The organism is Siculibacillus lacustris, assembly GCF_004328075.1.
GTDB lineage: Bacteria > Pseudomonadota > Alphaproteobacteria > Rhizobiales > Ancalomicrobiaceae > Siculibacillus > Siculibacillus lacustris.
The window spans coordinates 208,742-227,184 of record NZ_SJFN01000003.1 but is presented as its reverse complement, the minus strand read 5'-3'; the positions used below and the strand labels follow the sequence as shown (position 1 = coordinate 227,184).

The 18,443-nt window shown below is 64.6% G+C and carries 11 protein-coding genes; 4 read left to right on the top strand and 7 right to left on the bottom strand.

Going from position 1 to position 18,443, the window contains the following annotated elements; genetic code table 11:
* Positions 1 to 230: 230 nt before the first annotated feature.
* Entirely contained in the window at positions 231 to 917 is a 687-nt protein-coding gene (locus EYW49_RS03540) for a hypothetical protein (RefSeq protein WP_131306224.1), read from the bottom strand.
* Between the two features lie 346 nt (positions 918 to 1,263).
* Positions 1,264 to 1,458 carry a helix-turn-helix domain-containing protein gene (locus tag EYW49_RS03535; RefSeq protein WP_131306221.1) on the bottom strand — a complete coding sequence of 65 codons (195 nt, stop codon included), beginning with the start codon at positions 1,456 to 1,458 and terminating at the stop codon, positions 1,264 to 1,266.
* Between the two features lie 815 nt (positions 1,459 to 2,273).
* On the opposite strand from EYW49_RS03535, the gene EYW49_RS03530 reads away from it, so the two are divergent.
* Positions 2,274 to 2,966 (top strand): alpha/beta fold hydrolase, encoded by a 693-nt coding sequence (locus tag EYW49_RS03530; protein ID WP_131306218.1) that lies wholly within the window; start codon positions 2,274 to 2,276, stop codon positions 2,964 to 2,966.
* A 1,222-nt stretch (positions 2,967 to 4,188) separates the two neighbouring features.
* Here the strand turns inward: EYW49_RS03530 and EYW49_RS03525 are convergent.
* The 3 genes from EYW49_RS03525 to EYW49_RS03515 form a co-directional block, all read right to left on the bottom strand.
* Positions 4,189 to 8,154 carry a hypothetical protein gene (locus EYW49_RS03525; protein WP_131306215.1) on the bottom strand — a complete coding sequence of 1,322 codons (3,966 nt, stop codon included), beginning with the start codon at positions 8,152 to 8,154 and terminating at the stop codon, positions 4,189 to 4,191.
* Positions 8,155 to 8,207: 53 nt separating this feature from the next.
* Positions 8,208 to 8,459, bottom strand: coding sequence for a DNA-binding protein (locus EYW49_RS03520; RefSeq protein ID WP_131306210.1), 252 nt, complete (start codon positions 8,457 to 8,459; stop codon positions 8,208 to 8,210).
* Between the two features lie 470 nt (positions 8,460 to 8,929).
* A complete protein-coding gene (locus EYW49_RS03515; protein ID WP_131306207.1) occupies positions 8,930 to 9,322 on the bottom strand; it encodes a hypothetical protein in 393 nt (130 codons plus the stop codon).
* A 451-nt stretch (positions 9,323 to 9,773) separates the two neighbouring features.
* Here EYW49_RS03515 and EYW49_RS03510 point away from each other — a divergent pair, with 451 nt between their 5' ends.
* Positions 9,774 to 10,496: a hypothetical protein gene (locus EYW49_RS03510; protein ID WP_131306204.1), complete on the top strand. Its 723-nt coding sequence runs from the start codon at positions 9,774 to 9,776 to the stop codon at positions 10,494 to 10,496.
* Between the two features lie 194 nt (positions 10,497 to 10,690).
* On the opposite strand, the gene EYW49_RS03505 is transcribed toward EYW49_RS03510, so the two are convergent.
* Complete coding sequence (locus EYW49_RS03505; protein WP_165498111.1) at positions 10,691 to 11,962, bottom strand: tyrosine-type recombinase/integrase; 1,272 nt, start codon at positions 11,960 to 11,962, stop codon at positions 10,691 to 10,693.
* Between the two features lie 215 nt (positions 11,963 to 12,177).
* Entirely contained in the window at positions 12,178 to 14,025 is a 1,848-nt protein-coding gene (locus tag EYW49_RS03500; protein ID WP_131306198.1) for a M3 family oligoendopeptidase, read from the bottom strand.
* A gap of 238 nt (positions 14,026 to 14,263) precedes the next feature.
* Between EYW49_RS03500 and EYW49_RS03495 the strand changes: the two genes are divergently transcribed.
* Positions 14,264 to 15,838, top strand: coding sequence for a sigma-54-dependent transcriptional regulator (locus EYW49_RS03495; RefSeq protein ID WP_131306195.1), 1,575 nt, complete (start codon positions 14,264 to 14,266; stop codon positions 15,836 to 15,838).
* Between the two features lie 103 nt (positions 15,839 to 15,941).
* Positions 15,942 to 18,395, top strand: a complete 2,454-nt coding sequence (locus EYW49_RS03490; protein WP_131306192.1) for a L,D-transpeptidase scaffold domain-containing protein — start codon at positions 15,942 to 15,944, stop codon at positions 18,393 to 18,395.
* The last annotated feature ends 48 nt before the right edge of the window (positions 18,396 to 18,443 follow it).

Genomic DNA, 18,443 nt, shown 5'->3' with positions numbered 1-18,443 from the left:
TGATAGGCCCTGCTCATGGGTCAGGCGCAGGATCGTCCGGATATCTCTCACGGTCGTTCGTCTCGCTTGCTTCCGTCTGGGCATGTCGGCCTCTCTTCTTCGTGAGAGCCCAACCTGCCAAACGGCGCAGCCGAGAACCGGCCATCAAAACTGTCCGGGAATTACCGGAATTGCTGTCCGGGAATTAGTGAAAGAGCTGTCCGGAGATTACCGAAAACGCTGTCCGGACATTACCGAAACCCGCAGTCCAGCTTGACGACCGACCCGGCGAGCGTGATCACGGGCGATGACGAGCCCATGTAGGCCTCCTTCTCTGCGTTGCGCTTCGGTCGCTGGAAGGCGACGACATTGGAGACGTGAGCCTTCGTCGTCTTTGCCGCGGCACGGTCGGAGGCGTCGCGGGCGCGCACTTGGGCCAGCGTCGGCGGTTTGCCCTGGGCGACGAGGTGCGTGGCCCATTCGAGGGTCGACGGCTGGCAGCCCGGTGCCGAGAGCGTGTCGAGAATGCCAGTGGGCAGCATTCCGAAGTTCGTCCGGTCGAGAATGCCAGACCGGACAATCCTCAGACAGACGTATGCTCGCGTTTTCTTGATGGGGAAATTCGGACGCTTGATGATGTCAGCAAGGTTTTCACCTGTTGTGCTGTGCTTCAATATTTCATCAAGTACGATACCCGTTTCTATATCAACCTTAGTTGACTTTTCAACGACCGTAAAGAGAAGATCATCCCAGAGTTCCTTGGCGCCATCCTTCGTGTTGGACATGCGCTCTGCTTCTCTTGTGACTTCGATCAGGTCCGGATACTTTGAAAGCGCGACACCGCTATTCATGTCGTAGTCGTGGATCGCCTGGGCTTTCTCGGCGTCGCGGGTCAGGCGTTGAGCGATTTTGGAAATGGGGGATCGGAAGTCGGGCATAGACTTAGTCTCGCATTGCAAGAGGTCGGGGTCGGCTGGGAGGGCCGATGACGATCAGTGGTGGGCAGAGCGACGCCAGTGCTGCGTCAGGACGGTGGGGTGCTCGGTGTCTGGATGAAATCGAGCGGTACGCAGCGGGCGGCGCTGATGCTGCACTGCGGGGGAGGTCGAGAAGCAGGTCGGGAAGAAGATCGAGAAGCGGGACATGGTGATGCCTTCCTCGGGCTGGTGGCGCCGTGGTTGCTGGAGGTCAGAGGATGTTCGGGCTGGGGTGGCCTCGCCGAGGCTCCAGGGCACGCTGGTGCGGGCTGGGCAGGGTGCGAGGTCAGGGGCAGGTAGGAGGCGATTACACGAAGGCGGCAGCGACGTCGTCTCGGGGCTTGCCTGCGGCGATGCGGTCGATCTCGGCGGCTGGGATCATCGTGCGGCGACCGAGTTTGACCGTTCGGACGTCGCCCTCACGGATCAGTTTTTCCAGGGTCGACCGGCTTGTGTTGAGCGCCTGCGCCGCCTGAAGGAGCTGGAGTAGCTGGGCAGTCATGGAGGTTCACCTCATTGTGGAGGACACAGAAAACCCGCCTCGACAGGTGCCGGGCGGGCTTGCGGATCTGGTGTTTGCGCGAGGGAGGGGTTGCGGTCTATGTCCCGCGCGGCGCAATTCTGCTGATGATCATTTCATGCCATTCCGCGGACCGCGTGTCAACCGCTGATTACGACGAATTCAAAATAAATCGAAAGTCGTCGGGGGGATGGGACGACGGAGGAGCCAAGCGCCTGCGGAGTTGCCCTTGCCGGTCGATCGTCGGCTTCGAAGGGAGGCGGCGCCTTTTTGATCTGTGCCGGCAGGACCATCGTATCCGGCGGCTCAGAGCTACCCCTAGCGGTCGACATGGCCCCAGAGCCATATGGGTAGCGGTCTACCCCTAATCGGACGCTGGCGGCGCCTCCCTGGACGGCGTAGCAGGTCGGAAAAGAGGGACAAACGGTCAAACATGGCGGTGGGCTCAGGCCCCGCTTCGCTCTGCGGGTTCGCCGGGAGGACCCGCGCTTGGGTTGTTGCCGTGAGACCATAGATGCCAAGGCCGCCGGAGTGTCGATAGAACCAGCCGGGACGAACCAAGGCGAGCGCTGGTCCGGCATCTTCCGCCCCCACAATCGATGCAGGGGCGTGTGGGTCGCGCCGGCCGGCTACGGCTTCCTAAAGTCGATAGCCCTGTGTCATTTTTGACGCTCCGTATCGGCAGCACCAGCACCGCACCGCGCGTCCTCTACAAATCGGGAAACCGGTTGTCTGGCCGCGGCAAGCCAGTCAGGCTTGGGTAAAAGGACCGTCTCAAAACCCCATAGGTGGTGATAATGACCCCAATCGTCTTCGTACCCGGCCTGCTCTGTTCGGCAGAGGCCTTCGCTCCTCAATCGGTAGCCCTGTGGGAATTCGGGCCGGTCACGACCGCGTCGACCTTGGCTGGAGAAACCATCGCCGAGATGGCGGCCGCTATCCTGGACGATGCTCCACCGCGCTTCGCATTGGTCGGGATCTCGATGGGTGGGTATATTTGCATGGAGATCATGCGGCAGGCACCCGAACGGGTAGCAAGGCTTGCACTCCTCGACACGTCAGCACAATCCGACACACCCGAGCAGTCAAACCAGCGCCGGGCGATGTTGGCGCAAGCTCGGGAGAGCGACTTCGCCGCCTGGAGCGAAGAAGCGCTCACCTCGATCCTGCATCCCTCACGCCGTGCGGACGCAAACCTGCGTCAGATTAATAGAAGGATGGGCCTGGCGGTCGGCTTGGAAGGGTTTGCTCGGCAAACCGAAGCGGTGATCAACCGCCCCGATTCCCGCCCGGGTCTCGCGGCGATCCGAGTTCCGACGCTCGTCCTCGTCGGCGACTGCGATGCGCTCACGCCGCCGGAGCGGTCGGAGGAGATCGCGTCCCTCATTCCCGGAGCAACTCTGGTCGTCGTACCCGATTGTGGGCATGCTTCTACGATCGAACAACCGCTGCTGGTCTCCTCGTCCCTTGCCCGATTGTTACGGGAATGAGCATCGCCGTCGACCAGCCGCAATCCACGGCAGCGGAAGCGTTCCGGTGATAGACGCTCACAAGCCCCATGATAATCATCTGCTGTCGGCCAACTTCGGTAAATCGAGCGAAGCAGGTCGAAAGTCCGCGCTCGGGCGTAAAGCAGTGCTGGAGCGACCCAGCGTCGAGCGCGTGCTGGTCTTGCTGCCGTTGCCCCCCACACCCTGGGTAGGGGCGTGGGGTATCGCGCCAAGCTCGGTACCCCAACATTATGAATGGGGTTGAGTCATGCACCGCGGCTGACGGCAGCTAGACTCGGCGTTCATTCCGACATATTGAATATCACCATGAGCATTCAGCATTTTTTTTGGTAAGTCGGGAACCTCTGAATGAGATCTTCCCGAGAGGGAGGGCAAACCTGAGATCGAGCACTGTTACTCTTCCTCGAAAGAAATTCTATGTGGAACCGAATCGGCAATTTTCTATTCAAAGCAGCCCTCCTGGGACCAATAGTCATATTTTTTGCAATGGTCTTCTTTGGGCTCACCGCCAATCATAAGCCAGTTCGGGTTATAGATGTTTTTGTATTTTTCGCAATTATAAGCTGTGTCTTCATATATTTTCGCATTGGTATCATTGATGACAGCATATTTAAGTATAAAATAGTTCACTTTATTAATAAATCTTTTCTCTGGGGCGCGTTGTTTCTATTTGTTTTTTATCATTCAGCTAGAATGGAAGACCAGCATCTCTCCGTATTGGTGATTATCACAATTTTTGATTTTGTTATGATACTGCAGTCCACCATTTATAGGTGGATTAAAAATTCCAGATACTTGGATTGAGTGTGATTTATCTGCTTATAAATTGGTACTTACATCAATTTCCCGATCTGAGTACAGGCATGGCGCCGGACTAGGGATGTCCCTGATCTGAACGCCCAGATCGAATCGCGCGCAGTCACCGACTGGTCCGCGAGGAAAGCGGCGACGTCAATGTCCCCACACCCTTGCTGAGGTCGTGGGGGGGGAATGCCGAGCCATCACTCGCGGCATCTCGAAAGCGCGGAAAACTCGATGTGGCAGAGGCCTCGGCCGATACATCAATGATTTCAATAACATCATCCGCGTACCCCCCCTTTGGCCTCCTATATACTATTCTTTGGAGGCCAAACGGGGGGTACGCGCTTCATGTACCTGTTTTCATTTAGCTATCCGCCGAGGCCTCTGCCACATCGCCCTTTCAGAGGCAACCCGACGCCATGACGTCCTCACCATGGCGGGCATGAGCGCGCTTCAGCATCTCGGCGAAAGTGCCCCCCGCAATGCTCTGCTCCCGCCAACGGCCGATCGCGGCTTCGACCTCCGGCGCATCGTATCCGAGCGCTCGAGCCCATGCCGCCAAGCCCGAGCGGTCGTCGCCCGCGGCGATCACGGCCACGGCTTCGCCCGTCGCCGTCGTCGGTTCGAAGTGCTCCAGCGCCGACCACTCGACGTTCGTATACACCACGCCCGGCAGCGGCGACCGAAGGCAATGGACGATGTCGATCCAATCGAACGTGTCGCCACGAACCGAACGACCGCGGCCATCGGCCTGGATCAACTCGCACGTCACCAGGAGGTCGTACGCCACCTGAAGCGCCGGATCGTCGAAGCCGGATACCTCGGCCAAGGTGGTCCCGGCGACTGGGTAACCCTGCGCATCCGTGCCGACCTTCACGAAGACCTCTCGCATGTGCTTCCGCCACATGTCGTTGTCGTCCTCGGTGCGGTCGACCCGTTCGCCGAACAGCGCTTCCGCCGTGAGGATCATTTCCCTGATCTGAGGCGTCGATTGCCCGAAAACCAGAAGACGATCTACGCCCTCCAGGTCGTTCCGGCCGCGCTGCTTGCCGAAGTGCAGCGTCGACAGGTTCGCCCGCTTCAGCTCAGCAAAGGCACTCTCGGCGACCTTCGGTGCGACGATGCCGATCTTCATCGGGCGCTCGGCGTCGAAGAACGCCCCGTTCCGTGTTCCCGCCGAGAGGTAGTTCAACAGGTTCACGGCGCGCGGGCCGACGTCGGGGACCTTCCCCCGCTCACCGTCCTTTGTGCGGTCCCTCAGCGGCAGCTTGGTACCATCCGGGTACCGGACACCCCGGAACCGGCAACGGGACTCACCAACCTCGCCGACCGCCATGGTGGAGGCGCCCAAGGTCCGAAGTCCCGGCCCCTGCGAGACGAAGACCCGCCATGTCCCCCAGCCATCCCGCGCCCGTGCCTCGGTGAAGGCGAGCCGCGGGAAGAACTTCCTCAGCGCGACCTCGTGAGCGGTCGCGTCGAGGATCAGCATTGGCGTGTTGCGCCAGTGCTGGTGCATCCGAGACCGGCTGAAATAGCGGAGTTTGCGCTCCTCATCCTCTGTCGTCGCCTCGACCTCCAGCTCGAAGCCGGCGGACGGGTGGATGAAGGAGAGGTCCATCAGCCGGTCCAGCTTTTGGTTGAACTTCAGCTTCTCGCGGATGCGCTTCCGCGCCGCCCCGTTCACGGCCTCGTCGGTGTTGCACACCACCTTGGCCTCGGCAGCACTCGGCCGCCAATAGGCGCCCGTGCACATGCCTCGGCACGCTGCGAGTGCGCCCCTCTCCCTCACGAAGTCGAATGCCCAGCCCTCGGGTGATGCCTTGAGCTTCGCACTCATGGTCGCCGCGACGCGCTTCACCCGCTCCAGCCAATAGCCTCGACGTCCGCCGTCACCTTCCGCGGTCCCGGTCGACAACGTGGCGAAGTCGTCGAGCGTCTTGACGTCCAAGAGGTTCCCATCCACCCATTTGGCCGGATTGGCCTCGTCGGCGATGATGAGGTCGAAGGCGCCGCTGGTCAGAGAGAGACGTTCGCCGAGATCGATACCGTTCGCCTCGTAGTACGCGAAAGCGGCATCCCACTCGTCGTCGTCGATCTGGTCGCCAATGGCGCCCCACGTATCCGCTTTCGCGCCGTCGTCGTCCTCGTGGATGGCCATATCGGAGCCGTTCAGCGGATCGCCGAAGACCTGATTAAACCCGGCCCGGCGCATCATGACGGGAGAGGACCCGAAGATGAGCCCCGGTCCGCACAGGATGACCACTTCGGACTGCCGGGCGAGAAGCCTTTGACCGTTGTACTTGCAGTCCCCCGCAAGGCTACAGCCGCGACACGCCGCCGTGGCCTCGCCCTTCGCCCCGACGAATTCGAGCGCGCTGTTGTCGTCGTGCTCGGTCTTCAGGAGGCACATCCGCTCCAGGCCCTGATACCGCATCACTCTGACGCCGTAGCCGCGGAGCTTGGCCTCGTGCGCCTGCGCAAGATCGTGGTCCGGCACCCACAGGGCGACGCGAAGACCGGAGCCCTTGAGCGCCTGCAAGGCCAGGAGCATCAAGTACGATTTGCCGACGCCGGTCGAAACCGACACCACCTCGACCGTCAACTCCTTCACCATGGCCTGGAGCTTCTCGAATGCCACCGTGTGGCGAAGGACGGCGCCGAGGTGATGCCGCTTGACCTGACGCTCGGCACGGCGGACCACGAGCTTCTGCACCTTGATGCCCTTCGCCACCGCGATGACGCGGTCGATGACGCCTTGAGTGACGGCCGATGCCTCGGCGATGGTGAGCGCGGGAACGCCCGGCCGATAGGCGGCAAGGCTTCCGGCTGAGGGAGCGCGAGCGTCTTCGTAGTGGCGCCCGATGGACTGGACGACGCTGGCGATCTCTCGCTTCTCGGTCGCGCAGTCGCCCTGAAAGCGGCCGTCGCGTCGGGGGTTATCCTTGACCAGCCGGCCCTCGCTCTTGGCACGGCGAGCCCTTTCCAGGGCAGCATCGTTCTCCCGCTTGATGACGTCCAGGCGGGCAAGGAGAAGGGCCTCGACATTGGCGAGCGGCCGGTTCGGCTTGTTCCTGATGAGGGCGCCAGCGGCTACCAGGAGCGATCCGTGGAAAGGGTCGGCCACCATCACGGCGAGGGCCTCGCGGTCGTCCTTGGTGCGGACACGGGGGCTGGGTGTGCTCCCCTTGGCGACGTGGCGCTTGCCGTCCTTGCTGCGAACCGGGTTCGTCCGATCGGCCTTCAGATCTTCGGGGACTACGGCGTAGGGCGTCCCCATCGCACGGAACAGCCGCGGGGCGAAAGGATCGTCGGTCATGACGACCCTCGCCGTATTCAGAGTTCTCCCCTCGGTGGTAGGGCTCTCGATGAAGGTGTTGATGTAAATCGGTTGCGCCGACTTGAAGAGCGCCGCGTCGAACACACGCCAGGGATCGGGGTTGCCGCTTTCGATGAGCCGGTCGGCGATGACGTTCTTCAACTCGGGCAACGTGAGAGGCTTCGAGGTCACGAAAAACACCCGAAGCCGGACGGCATCATTCCCGGCGCCGAAGCCGTGCGACGCCGACAACTGGACCACGAAAGCCGCGGTGCGCAGCCATTCCGGCAATATGGCCCGCGTCAAGCGCACGATCTCGGCGCGGTTCTGGGGATCGAATGCGCTATCCTTGTATTCCACCAAATAGAAGCCCGGGTCGATATGTTCGACGTCGAGCGCGAAGACGGTATTCGGAGCATCCCGGATCGTAGGAAGGCTGTGCTTGTCGTCCACGGAACGACGCTGAGCGTTGAGACAGAACCCTTCGTCCGCTCCGATGATGTCGCCATGCACCGCTCCAACGATGTCGCCATGCAGAAGCGCGCTTTCGCGCCTGATCGCGGGCGTACCAGTGAAGGCGGCATCCTCGCGGGTCTTCAAGAGATTAAAGACGTCGTCGAGCCCCCATACGGGAAAGCGATGTAGATCCCACAAGGTCGGCATGTCGTATTCGCCAACCGTTTTGTAATTCCCGTTCCCGTCGCGCTGCTCGAGAGTGATGCGGTTGCCGCTGTTATCGACAAATCTGCGCTTTCCGATCGGCATACGCGGGAGGTGGGATCTAGGCATCCCGCGGGCCACCCAATGTGGGAGCGAAAATCGCGAGTCGCGAGGTTCATCGTGATAGTAACGCTTCCCCTTTCCGTTACGCGCATTACCCTCGACGCCGCGACGAGCAATAGTCACGTAGCCATGAGGCATACCACGGGCGTCGACGACTTTTTGTAGCTCGGCAGATACCTTGCGCTCGGGCGCCGGGACAATATCTGCGTTTTCTGCTTCAAGTTCATTGACGTCGATTGCTGGTACGCCTACAGTGCGAACGTTCATAGAATGCTTCCCATCTAGCCCGCGACACCGGCAAGTGTTGCGGGCTTTTCGTTTTAATTCTCATTCTTGGGTTTTGTTGCAACGGATGATTTCGTCTTGCGGGCCGCGATGGCGGCGTTGACCATCTCCTCCGTGACCGGGCGGCCCATGATCGCCTCGACGCAGCTTCGATCGATCCGAAGGGGGGAGGTCGAATTGCCGAGCTTGAACCCGGTAAGGGTGCCGGCCTTGAACTTCTGGGCAACGCCCGCTCTGGTGATGCCGAGAAGTGCTCCGACTTCCAATGACGTCAAATATTCGTCCACGATCGCCCCTCGACGGTTGGCCGTGCGATGCACGTCCGTCCACATTGCACATACTGTCAAGTTTGTCATCTCGGGGTAAAATCATAGTGCGCGCGAAAATAGTGGCAACCCCGTACTGGTCCTTGCGGGCACCCCCCTGCGAACTATAATTTCCCGTGGGCTGTGGGTCCTCTACCCGGCCGACCACGGATCGAGCGCCAGCGAGGGGGTAAGGTCCTAACCTCTTGCTGGCAGCTCTCCCCACGATCAGATTAGACGAATTTCGAGTAGGCCCAATAAGGGCGAGTATCCCAACCTTGTTTCCGGATACGCCAGACCTTGCCGTCGTTCGGAAGGGCGCCCCAATCGTTGCCTTCGCAGGGGGAGCGAGGATACAGAGGCCGTTTACGCGTGGTCATGGATCACCTTTTGTCATGATGAAGGTGCCACCGTTTACAGACGGCGGCGTTGTGCTGTTGAACACATAGGCGTTATCTGGCATAGAACGCATCCAACTTGGCGCGCAACGCTCTGTCCTTCTGCTCGTTCTTTACAAATGCCTCGAACGCGCCAGGTCCTCCCCGGAAGCTGTACCGTTCCGGCAGCGCGGGGGTGCGCTCGGGGCGACGGATCGCGGCAATCTGCCGCTCGACCTCTTCGGCGATGCTGTCCGCGCCGTCGGCCTCGAGCCGGAGGTCGGCCGCCTCGCCGACGAGGTCAGCGGCGCCGCTGAACAGATCCTCGGCACGGCCGAGGGCGTCGGCGATCAGATCGCCGGCTTCAATGATCTTCCGGGTTGCGGTGCTGTGGAGCTGGTCGGAATGCTCGCGGCAGAGTTCGAGCATGGTGTCGGCCGGCATCACGAAGGTGGGGGTGCTGGGCATGACGATGTGGTCCCTTTCTTGGGGGCTGGGCAGGCGCGGGAGATGGTCGGTGGGGTAGCGGGCGACACACGGCGTCAGCGCCGGCATCAGGGTCGTGCAAATCCGAAGGTTTCGGAATGGGCCGGGCGTCGGCCCGAGATGAAACGGTGCACCCGAGTTGCCGTGTTGATCAACACCCCGCGCGCGTGTGCGGGGTATCGCAGGTCTGGGTAGATGCGGTGTCACGATGGCAAGGCGCTCGCCCCGGGACCACCACGCAGCAACGGAACCGAGAGACACAATTTTCCACAACACCCCGCTGCACAAAAAGCGATCAGGTTGTGATTGTGTTTATGGCAACAGCATTCTGCAGGTTGACAAACATTAATGATTGATTAACCTTGGGTAAGCCACCTGAAATGCGATGGCAGATTAGAGCGGGAAGCGAATTTTTTGCGTAGGAGACAGAGATATGCGTATTTCCCATGCCATCAAAGCGATTTGCTTGAGCTACATTTTAATTTTATCCGCGACACCAGCCAGCCATGCAACTGATGTAACGGTTGGGACCCATGAATTTGATTGGGGAATACTAAACGATGTCGCTGAATTTCAACAAGTTTACTCGTCTTCATTGTTTAATGGAACAACCACAATAAATAGTCTTTCTCTTTATAATGCTTCTACATCGACAAATTTCTCAGACCCGACGCTTCTCACCGTGTCATTCTATCAAACGACAAAGAATATCGGCGCCCTCAGTACCGATCTTTCTTCAAACAAGGGAAATCTAATTTCCAATTTTGGATCATTCAATATCTCTGCAAGCCTAACTGGCGGAATATACCAATATGGCTCGTTTATTGGCGGCCTTCTCACGTTTGCCGGGAATGCCTTTACCTATGATCCCTCGAAGGGCAACCTTCTGGTGGATTTTGTGGCGAGTGATTCGCCTTATCGGGACCAGCCAACGCTGCAAGCATTTGGAGCAAACCCTCTCGTATCAATTGCGTATAACGGCTCCCTTGGGCAAAGCGACGCAGGTGCATACGCCGGAAATTATGGATACGTGACAACCTTCGGAACCGTTGCCGCAGTACCCGGACCACAAGCGGGTGTCGGGTTGCCCGCAATACTCGGCCTCATGGGGTTCTGGCTTTATCGGCGCAGATCAATTCACGCTCGCGCCGCGTGATCTTTATGGTCGGCTTTCACTGCCTTCAGCCAACCCCGCCAACTTCGGCGGGGTTTTGCTTTCTGCCCAGTCGGGGTTCCGACCCGCCCCGCTCGCGTCCGACTGCCACGCTCACCACATGCGCCTTGCGCTGGCGGAGACATTGCCGCTCCGCCACTCCGCCGCCCTCGCACTTCGTGCGAGGGCAATCGGGATTATGCGCAGGCAGAGCGCTCTTTACCGGTGACGTAGGCGGACCAGTCGTCCATCAGCACCCGCCGCTTCGCCAGCGCATCGCCACGACGGTATGCGGCCTCGACGGCGTTGCCGACCTGATGCGCAAGCGCGGCCTCTGCCACCTCGCGAGCATGGTCGGTCATCTCGCCGGCCCAATCGCGGAAGGTGGACCTCATGCCGTGCGCGGTGGCGCCGTTCATCATCAAGTTGAGCTTGGACCGCGACCCGATCGAGGGGAACGCCTTGCCGTTTCTGTGCCCAACGAAGACGAGGTCAACCCCATCTCGGCGAAGTAGAGCGACCCTTTGCAGGACCGCCAGGGCGCCCGCTGACAGGGGGACGCGATGGGTGCGCCCCTGCTTCATCCGCACCGCCGGAATGGCCCACACGGCGGTCTCCCCGTCGATCTCGGACCATCGGGCGCCGGCCGCCTCGGACCATCGTGTCGCGGTCAGGATGGCGAACTGGAGAATGAGCACTGGCATGCTCGGCGCTTCGATCTCATCGAGGCGTCGCCAGAAGGCCGGCAACTTGGCGAAGGCCATCGCCCCATGGTGGGCCGCCTCCCTTCGCGGCTTGGGGGGCAGGATGTAGGCAAGGCTGTCGCGCCACCGTGCGGGGTTATCCCCCGTCCTCAGCCCCCGCGCTTTCGCCGCGTCCAAGACGATCTCTATCCGCTGACGCGTCCGGCTTGCCGTCTCCGGTGTGACGGTCCAGATGGGCCGTAGAACCGCGACGACGTCATCAGTGGTCACTCCGTCAACCGGCTTCGCTCGAAGGGCTGCGAGGGCGGCAGTGCGACGCCCGAAGGCGGCGTTGTCTGTTCGGGAGCGGTCGGGGTCGGTCGGGATCGTGCCGAGGGAGCGCGCCCACTGCGCGCCCTGGATCTTGCTGGTGAGCCCCGCGCGGCGAGCCGCCACCACGTCGTCTGCCACATCCCCAAACGTCGGCACCGAGGTCTTCGTCGTCAGGTGAGGCGGCTCGCCCTGCTTCACCGAAGCCTGGATATCGGCCGCCCGCTTCCGAGCTTCGGCGAGTGTCACCGCGGCTGGACCATCAGCAGTCCCAAGCCCGACCTCGAACTGTTTCCCATCGTGCCGATATCGGAGCGTCCAGCGTCGCCGGCCGGTGCTTCCGTCCTTCGTCGGTTCGCCGATGAGGAGGGCAAGACCGTCTCCGTCGACATGCCGCCCGGGTTCCTTGAGGTGTCGGATACCCATGGCGGTGAGGCGAAACGAGGCGCGGGCCATGGCTGGTGTTCCTTTGTGGTCCCTCAGATGGCCCCTCATACGCCCGACGCTTGGGGGGTGCAAGGGAAGAGCCGGGAAACCACCAAGGCCGCATGAAACTGGCAGAAAAGCGCCACATAGGTGGTGGTCTCTGACATCGCATGATTACCGCTGATAACGTAGATCGGAGGTCCACCGGACCTCCGCGTCGGACGCCGACGGCGTCCGACCGGACCTCACCCCTCCATCGCCTCCAACTCGTCGATCAGGCCTTCGATCACCGACAGCCCGACCGACCAGAACGCCGGATCGGTGGCGTCGAGGCCGAAGGGGGCGAGCAACTCGGTGTGGTGCTTGGTGCCGCCGGCTTCCAGCAGTGCGAAGTACTTCTCCGGGAAGCCTTCGGGGGCGCGCTGATAGGCGCCGTAGAGCGAGTTCACCAGACAGTCGCCGAAGGCATAGGCATAGACGTAGAACGGCGAATGCACGAAGTGCGAGATGTACACCCAGAAGCTCTCGTAACCGTCGGCGAGCCGGATCGACGGCCCGAGGCTCTCGCCCTGAACCTCCATCCAGAACCGACAGATGTCTTCCGAGGTCAGCTCGCCCGCCCGCCGCGCCTCGTGCACCTTGCGCTCGAAGGTGTAGAAGGCGATCTGGCGGACCACCGTGTTGATCATGTCCTCGACCTTGGAGGCGAGCATCGCCCGCTTCTCGTCCTTGGACCCGGCGTCGGCGAGCAGCGCCCGGAAGGTCAGCATCTCGCCGAACACCGAGGCGGTCTCGGCCAGCGTCAAGGGCGTCGGCGCCATCAGCGGCCCGTTGGCGCCGGCCAGCAGCTGGTGCACGCCGTGGCCGAGCTCGTGGGCGAGCGTCATCACGTCCCGCACCTTGCCCTGGTAGTTGACCAGCAGATAGGGATGGCTCGACGGCACCGTCGGATGGGCGAAGGCCCCCGGCGCCTTGCCCGGCCGGGTCGGCGCATCGATCCACGGATTGTCGAAGAAGCGCTTGCCCAGTTCCGCGAGCCTCGGCGAGAAGCGGCCGTAGGCCGACAGCACGGTGTCGCGCGCCTCGTCCCAGGCGATCACCCGGCTCGGCGCGCTGGCCAGCGGCGCGTTGCGATCCCAGTGCTCGAGCCGCGTCTTGCCCATCCACTTGGCCTTCAGCGCGTAGTAGCGATGCGACAGCCGCGGGAAGGCGGCGCGCGCCGCCGCCACCAGCGCATCGACCACCGCCCGCTCGACGCGGTTGGAGAGATGGCGCGCGTCGGCGGGATCCTCGAAGTGGCGCCAAGTGTCGGAGATCTCCTTGTCCTTGGCGAGCACGTTGGTGATCAGCGTGAAGGTGCGCAGGTTGGCGCGGAAGGTCGCCGCCAGGGCTTCCGCCGCCTCGCGCCGCCGTCCCTCGTCGGCGTCCTGGAGCCGCGCCAGCGTCGGCTCGAGGGTCAGTTCCTCCTCGCCGAGCCGGAAGCGCAGGCTCGACACCGTCTCGTCGAACAGCCGGTTCCACGCCGCCGCCCCGGTCAGGTACTTCTCGTGGAACAGTTTCTCGATCTCGTCGGAGAGCTGGTGCGGCTTCTCCTTGCGGATGTCCTCGAACCACGGCCGATAATGGGCGAGCCCGGCGTCGGCACCGATCAGCGCGTCGATCGCCGCGTCGTCGATGCGGTTGAGCTCGAGTTCGAAGAACAGCAGGTGGGTGCCGGCCTGGGTCAGCTTGTCCTGGACGTCGCCGTAGAACTTGGCGCGGCCGGCGTCGGTGGTGTCGCCGGCATAGACCAGACCGGCGAAGGAGCCGATCTTGCCGAGCAGATCCTGGATCGCCTCGTAGGCGCGCACCAGACCGAGCAGCGCCGTCGCGTCGCCGGTCGCGGCGATGGCGCCGAGCCTGCCCTTGGCGCGAAGCTCGAAGTCGCGCGACGTCGCGAGGCCACGGGCGAGGTCGGCGGCGACCTCCGGCCCGTCGATCGACGGATAGAGATCGCCGAGATCCCATTCGGGCAGGGCGCCGAAGGGCGAGGACGACCCGCCCGAACGGGCCTGATCGGAGACGACGGAGAGACGGGCGGGGGAGACGGTCATCGGCGACGCGATCCTCGGGCGGTGGATTGTGGGGATGAGCGCCGCCCCGATCGAGCGACGCGCTTCTCCTTCCATATCGGGTCGCGCGGCCCGGCTTCAACCTTTGCCGCCGTTCTTCCCGCCGGCGATCGCCCGGAACCGGGACTGCGAACGCCGGCGGCGTTAACCAACGATCAACCTCCACCCCCCACCATCGACCCGATTCGGGACGAAACCCCTAACGGGCGACCAGCACCCCATGGCCGAGCGCATCCTCGTCGTCGACGACGACCCCATCCAACGCCGCCTCCTCGAAGAGGCGGTGCGTCGCTTCGGGCATCTGCCGATCGTCGTCTCCGGCGGCGCCGAAGCCCTGCGGGTGATGGCCGGCCCCGACGGCCGCACCGTCGCCCTGGTCGTGCTCGATCTGGTGATGCCCGATCTCGACGGCATGGCGGTGCTCCTCAAGCTGCGCGAATCCGGCAGCGCCGTGCCGGTGATCGTCCAGACCAGCCAGGGCGGCATCGACACCATCGTCTCGGCGATGCGCGCCGGCGCCTTCGACTTCGTGGTCAAGCCGGTGTCGCCCGAGCGCCTCCAGGTCTCGATCCAGAACGCCCTGAAGCTCGCCACCCTCGAGGGCGAGGTGGTCCGCGCCCGCCGCACCGCCACCGGTACGCTGACCTTCGACGATCTCGCCTCGGCCTCGCCGGCGATGGAGCGGGTCATCCGCCTCGGCCGTCGGGCGGCGGCCTCCAACATCCCGATCCTGATCGAGGGTGAGAGCGGCGTCGGCAAGGAGCTGATCGCCCGCGCCATCCAGGGCTCGTCCGACCGCCGCGCCCGGCCCTTCGTCACGGTGAACTGCGGCGCGATCCCCGAGCATCTGGTCGAGTCGATCCTGTTCGGCCACGAGAAGGGCGCCTTCACCGGCGCCGTCGATCGCCACGTCGGCAAGTTCCAGGAGGCCCACGGCGGCACCCTGTTCCTCGACGAGGTCGGCGAGCTCGCCCCCGACATCCAGGTCAAACTGCTGCGCGCCATCCAGGAGGGCGAGGTCGATCCGGTCGGCGGGCGCCGTCCGGTCAAGGTCGACTTCCGCCTGATCTCGGCGACCAACCGGTCGATGCTCGACATGACCAAGGAAGGTCGCTTCCGCGAGGATCTCTATTATCGGCTGAACGTCTTCCCGATCTTCGTGCCGCCCCTGCGCGAGCGCAAGGAGGACCTGCCCGATCTGGTCAAGACCTTCGTCGCCCGCTTCGCCGCCGAACAGGGCCGCCGCCGGGTGATCGGCGTCGACCGCGAGGCGATGGCCCTGCTCGAGGCCTACGACTGGCCGGGCAATGTCCGCCAGCTCGAGAATGCGGTGTTCCGCGCCGTGGTGCTGGCCGACGGCGAGGTCCTCGGCCCCGACGAATTCCCGCAGGTCGCCGCCCAGGTCGGCACCGTCGCGGTGCTCGATCGCCACCGGCCGCTGGTCACCGGCGAGGCGGCCCGCCCGACGCCCCGCCTCGGCGACGGCGAGGCCGGACGCGCCGACCCGCTGGCGCCCCGTGGCGGCGACGCCATGACCGGCTGGTCGCCGAGCCCCTCCGGCCTGACCATGGGATCGGGCCCGACCCCCTTCGGATTCCTGCGATCGCTCGACGGCGACGGTCACGTCCGTGATCTCGCCGCGATCGAGGAGGAAATGATTCGCATCGCCATCGATCACTACGGCGGCCGCATGACCGAAGTGGCCCGGCGACTGGGGATCGGGCGCTCGACGCTCTATCGCAAGCTCAAGGAATATGGTTTGGAGGAGGCGTCCGACATCGTGGCGGCAGAGTGACTCGGGACGGGCGTCCGGAATCCTCTCGACGGAACGATCACTTCGGGCGGCCTCCGAGCCGATCGCATCTCGCAATGGACGACGACAGCGGAGTTGTGTCGGAATGAAAGCGATCGGCTGGTCTTCCCTTCTTCTCGGAACGATCCTGGCGACCGGCCTGGCCCCGGCGACGCGCGCCGAGGAGGCGCTCGCGCCCTCCGCCCAGGATCGGATCGACGCCCTCACCACCGGATCGATCGCGCCGCTCGGCGGCGCACCCTCCGGTGGACTGGTGCCCCCCGGAGCGGCCGCGAGCGGATCGCTGCGTGAACTGACCGCGCCGGCCGGCACGCCGCCCGCCCTGATCCCGCCCCGCGAAGCCCCGGCCACCCCGGCGCCCGCCGTCTCCGGTCAGGCGGAGACGCAGCTCCCCGAGCCCGTCCGCGCCGACGCCGCACCGGCCCCGGTCGCCGCCGAGCCCGTCCCGACCGCCGCCGCGACGCCCGCGTCCGACTCCGCGCCGGTCACGGCCGAAGTCGCGCCGGCCCCGATCGCCGCCGAAGCCGCTGCGGCGGCGCCCGCCGTGGCCGTCGCCGCGCCCGCCGAACCGGCCGCTCCGGCGGTCGTCGCCACCGAGCCGACCCCGGTCGAGCCCGCCGTCTCGACGCCCGCCGTCGCCACCACCGAACCGAGTGCGCCCGTGACCGACGCYGTCGCGAGCGCGCCGGCCGCCGAGCCGCCGCCGGCCGCCGCCGCCGAGCCCACCGCCCACGTCGCGCCGCCGGTGGCCGAAACCGCGGCCGCACCGACGCCGAGCTCCCCGCCGACCGAGGCCGTCGCAACGACCATCGCGGCGCCGGCCCCGACTCCGGAGCCGCCGGCCGCCGTCGTGCCCCCCGCGTCCCCGGTCGAGACCACCGCCTCGACGCCGGTCGCGGTCGCGCCGGTCGCCGCGCCGCCGTCGCATGAACCCACCGCCCCGGCCCGCCTCGCCGCCGTCGACGCCCCCGCCCCGGCGACCGCCGTCGAAGCCCCGGCCGATCCGGCCCTGCGCACCGCGGAACTCGCCGAAGCCGCCGCCAGCGACGCCCTCAGGGCGGCGCTCGATGCGCTGCATCCGCTCGGCGGCAGCGCCGAGGAGCGCGCCGACCGCAGCGACGTCGCCGCCTTCTATCAGGCGCGCGGCCACCGCTTCCTGTTCGGCGCCGCGACCGGACCGACCCCGGTCGCCGTCGCCGCCCTCGACCGCCTCGCCCACGCCGACCGCGACGGCCTCGAGCCCAACGACTACGCCACCCCGGCGCTCGTCGCCGGCCTCGCGCCCGAAGCCCGCGCCAAGGCCGAGATTGCCGTCGCGACCACCGTGGTGCGCTACGCCCGCCATCTCCAGACCGGCCGCTTCGCCCCCGGGCGGGTGTCCGAACTGGTCACCCCGCGCACGACCAAGACCTCCGCGGCAGACGTCCTCAAGGCCGTGGCGAGCGCCGCCGACGCCGGGGCCGCGCTGGCCGCCTACGCCCCGCCGCATCTCGGCTATCAGCGCCTCAAGGCGGCGCTGGCCGACCTGCGCGGCACGGCCGTCCGCACCCCGACCGTCCAGGTGCCGATCGGCCCGCCGCTCAAGCCCGGCCAGCGCAACGAGCGCGTCGCCCTGCTGCGCGAGCGCCTCGGCGTCGCCCCGGTCGCCACCGACGCCACGATCTTCGACCCGGCGCTCGGCGAGGCGGTCAAGGCCTTCCAGCGCGATCGCGGCCTCGTCGTCAACGGCACCGTCGGCCGCGACACCGTGGTGGCACTCAACGATCCGACCGGCGGCAACGCCGACAAGATCGCCGACGTGGTGGTCAACATGGAGCGCTGGCGCTGGCTGCCGCGCGACCTCGGCACGCTGCACGTCTTCGTCAACATCCCCGACTTCCACCTCGACGTGATGAAGGACGGTCGCTCGATCCTCCACTCCAAGGTGATCACCGGCCGCCCGGAGAACCAGACTCCCCTGTTCTCCGAGATGATGCAGTACGTCGTGGTCAATCCCTATTGGAACGTGCCGATCTCGATCATCCGCAAGGAGATGCTGTCCAAGGCCCAGGCGACCAACGGCGGTTCGCTGACCCGCGGCAACTACGAGGTGGCGGTGGGCAACCGCACCGTCGATCCGGCCACCGTCGACTGGGCCGCGGTCCCGGCCGAACAGGTCGAGATCCGCCAGCGCCCCGGCGACGGCAATGCGCTCGGCAACATCAAGTTCATGTTCCCCAACCAGCACTCGGTCTACATCCACGACACCTCGTCGCGCGGCTTGTTCGCGCAAGCCTACCGGGCGCTCAGCCACGGCTGCGTGCGGGTCTTCGAGCCCTTCGCCTTCGCCGACGCGGTGCTGTCCGAGGAGCCGACCAAGCTCGACGGCGCCCGCCTCAAGGCGATGCTCGGCGGCGGCGAGAAGTTCGTGAACCTCAAGCGCTTCGTGCCGGTCCACATCGCCTATTTCACCCAGTGGGTCGACGACGACGGCCATCTCCAGGCGCGCCGCGACATCTATTCCCACGACGCCCGGATGAAGCGCCTGCTCGGCCTGTGAGCGGCGCGAGGGCGGGCCGGCGTCGCCGCGCGCCCTCGCGCGACCGGC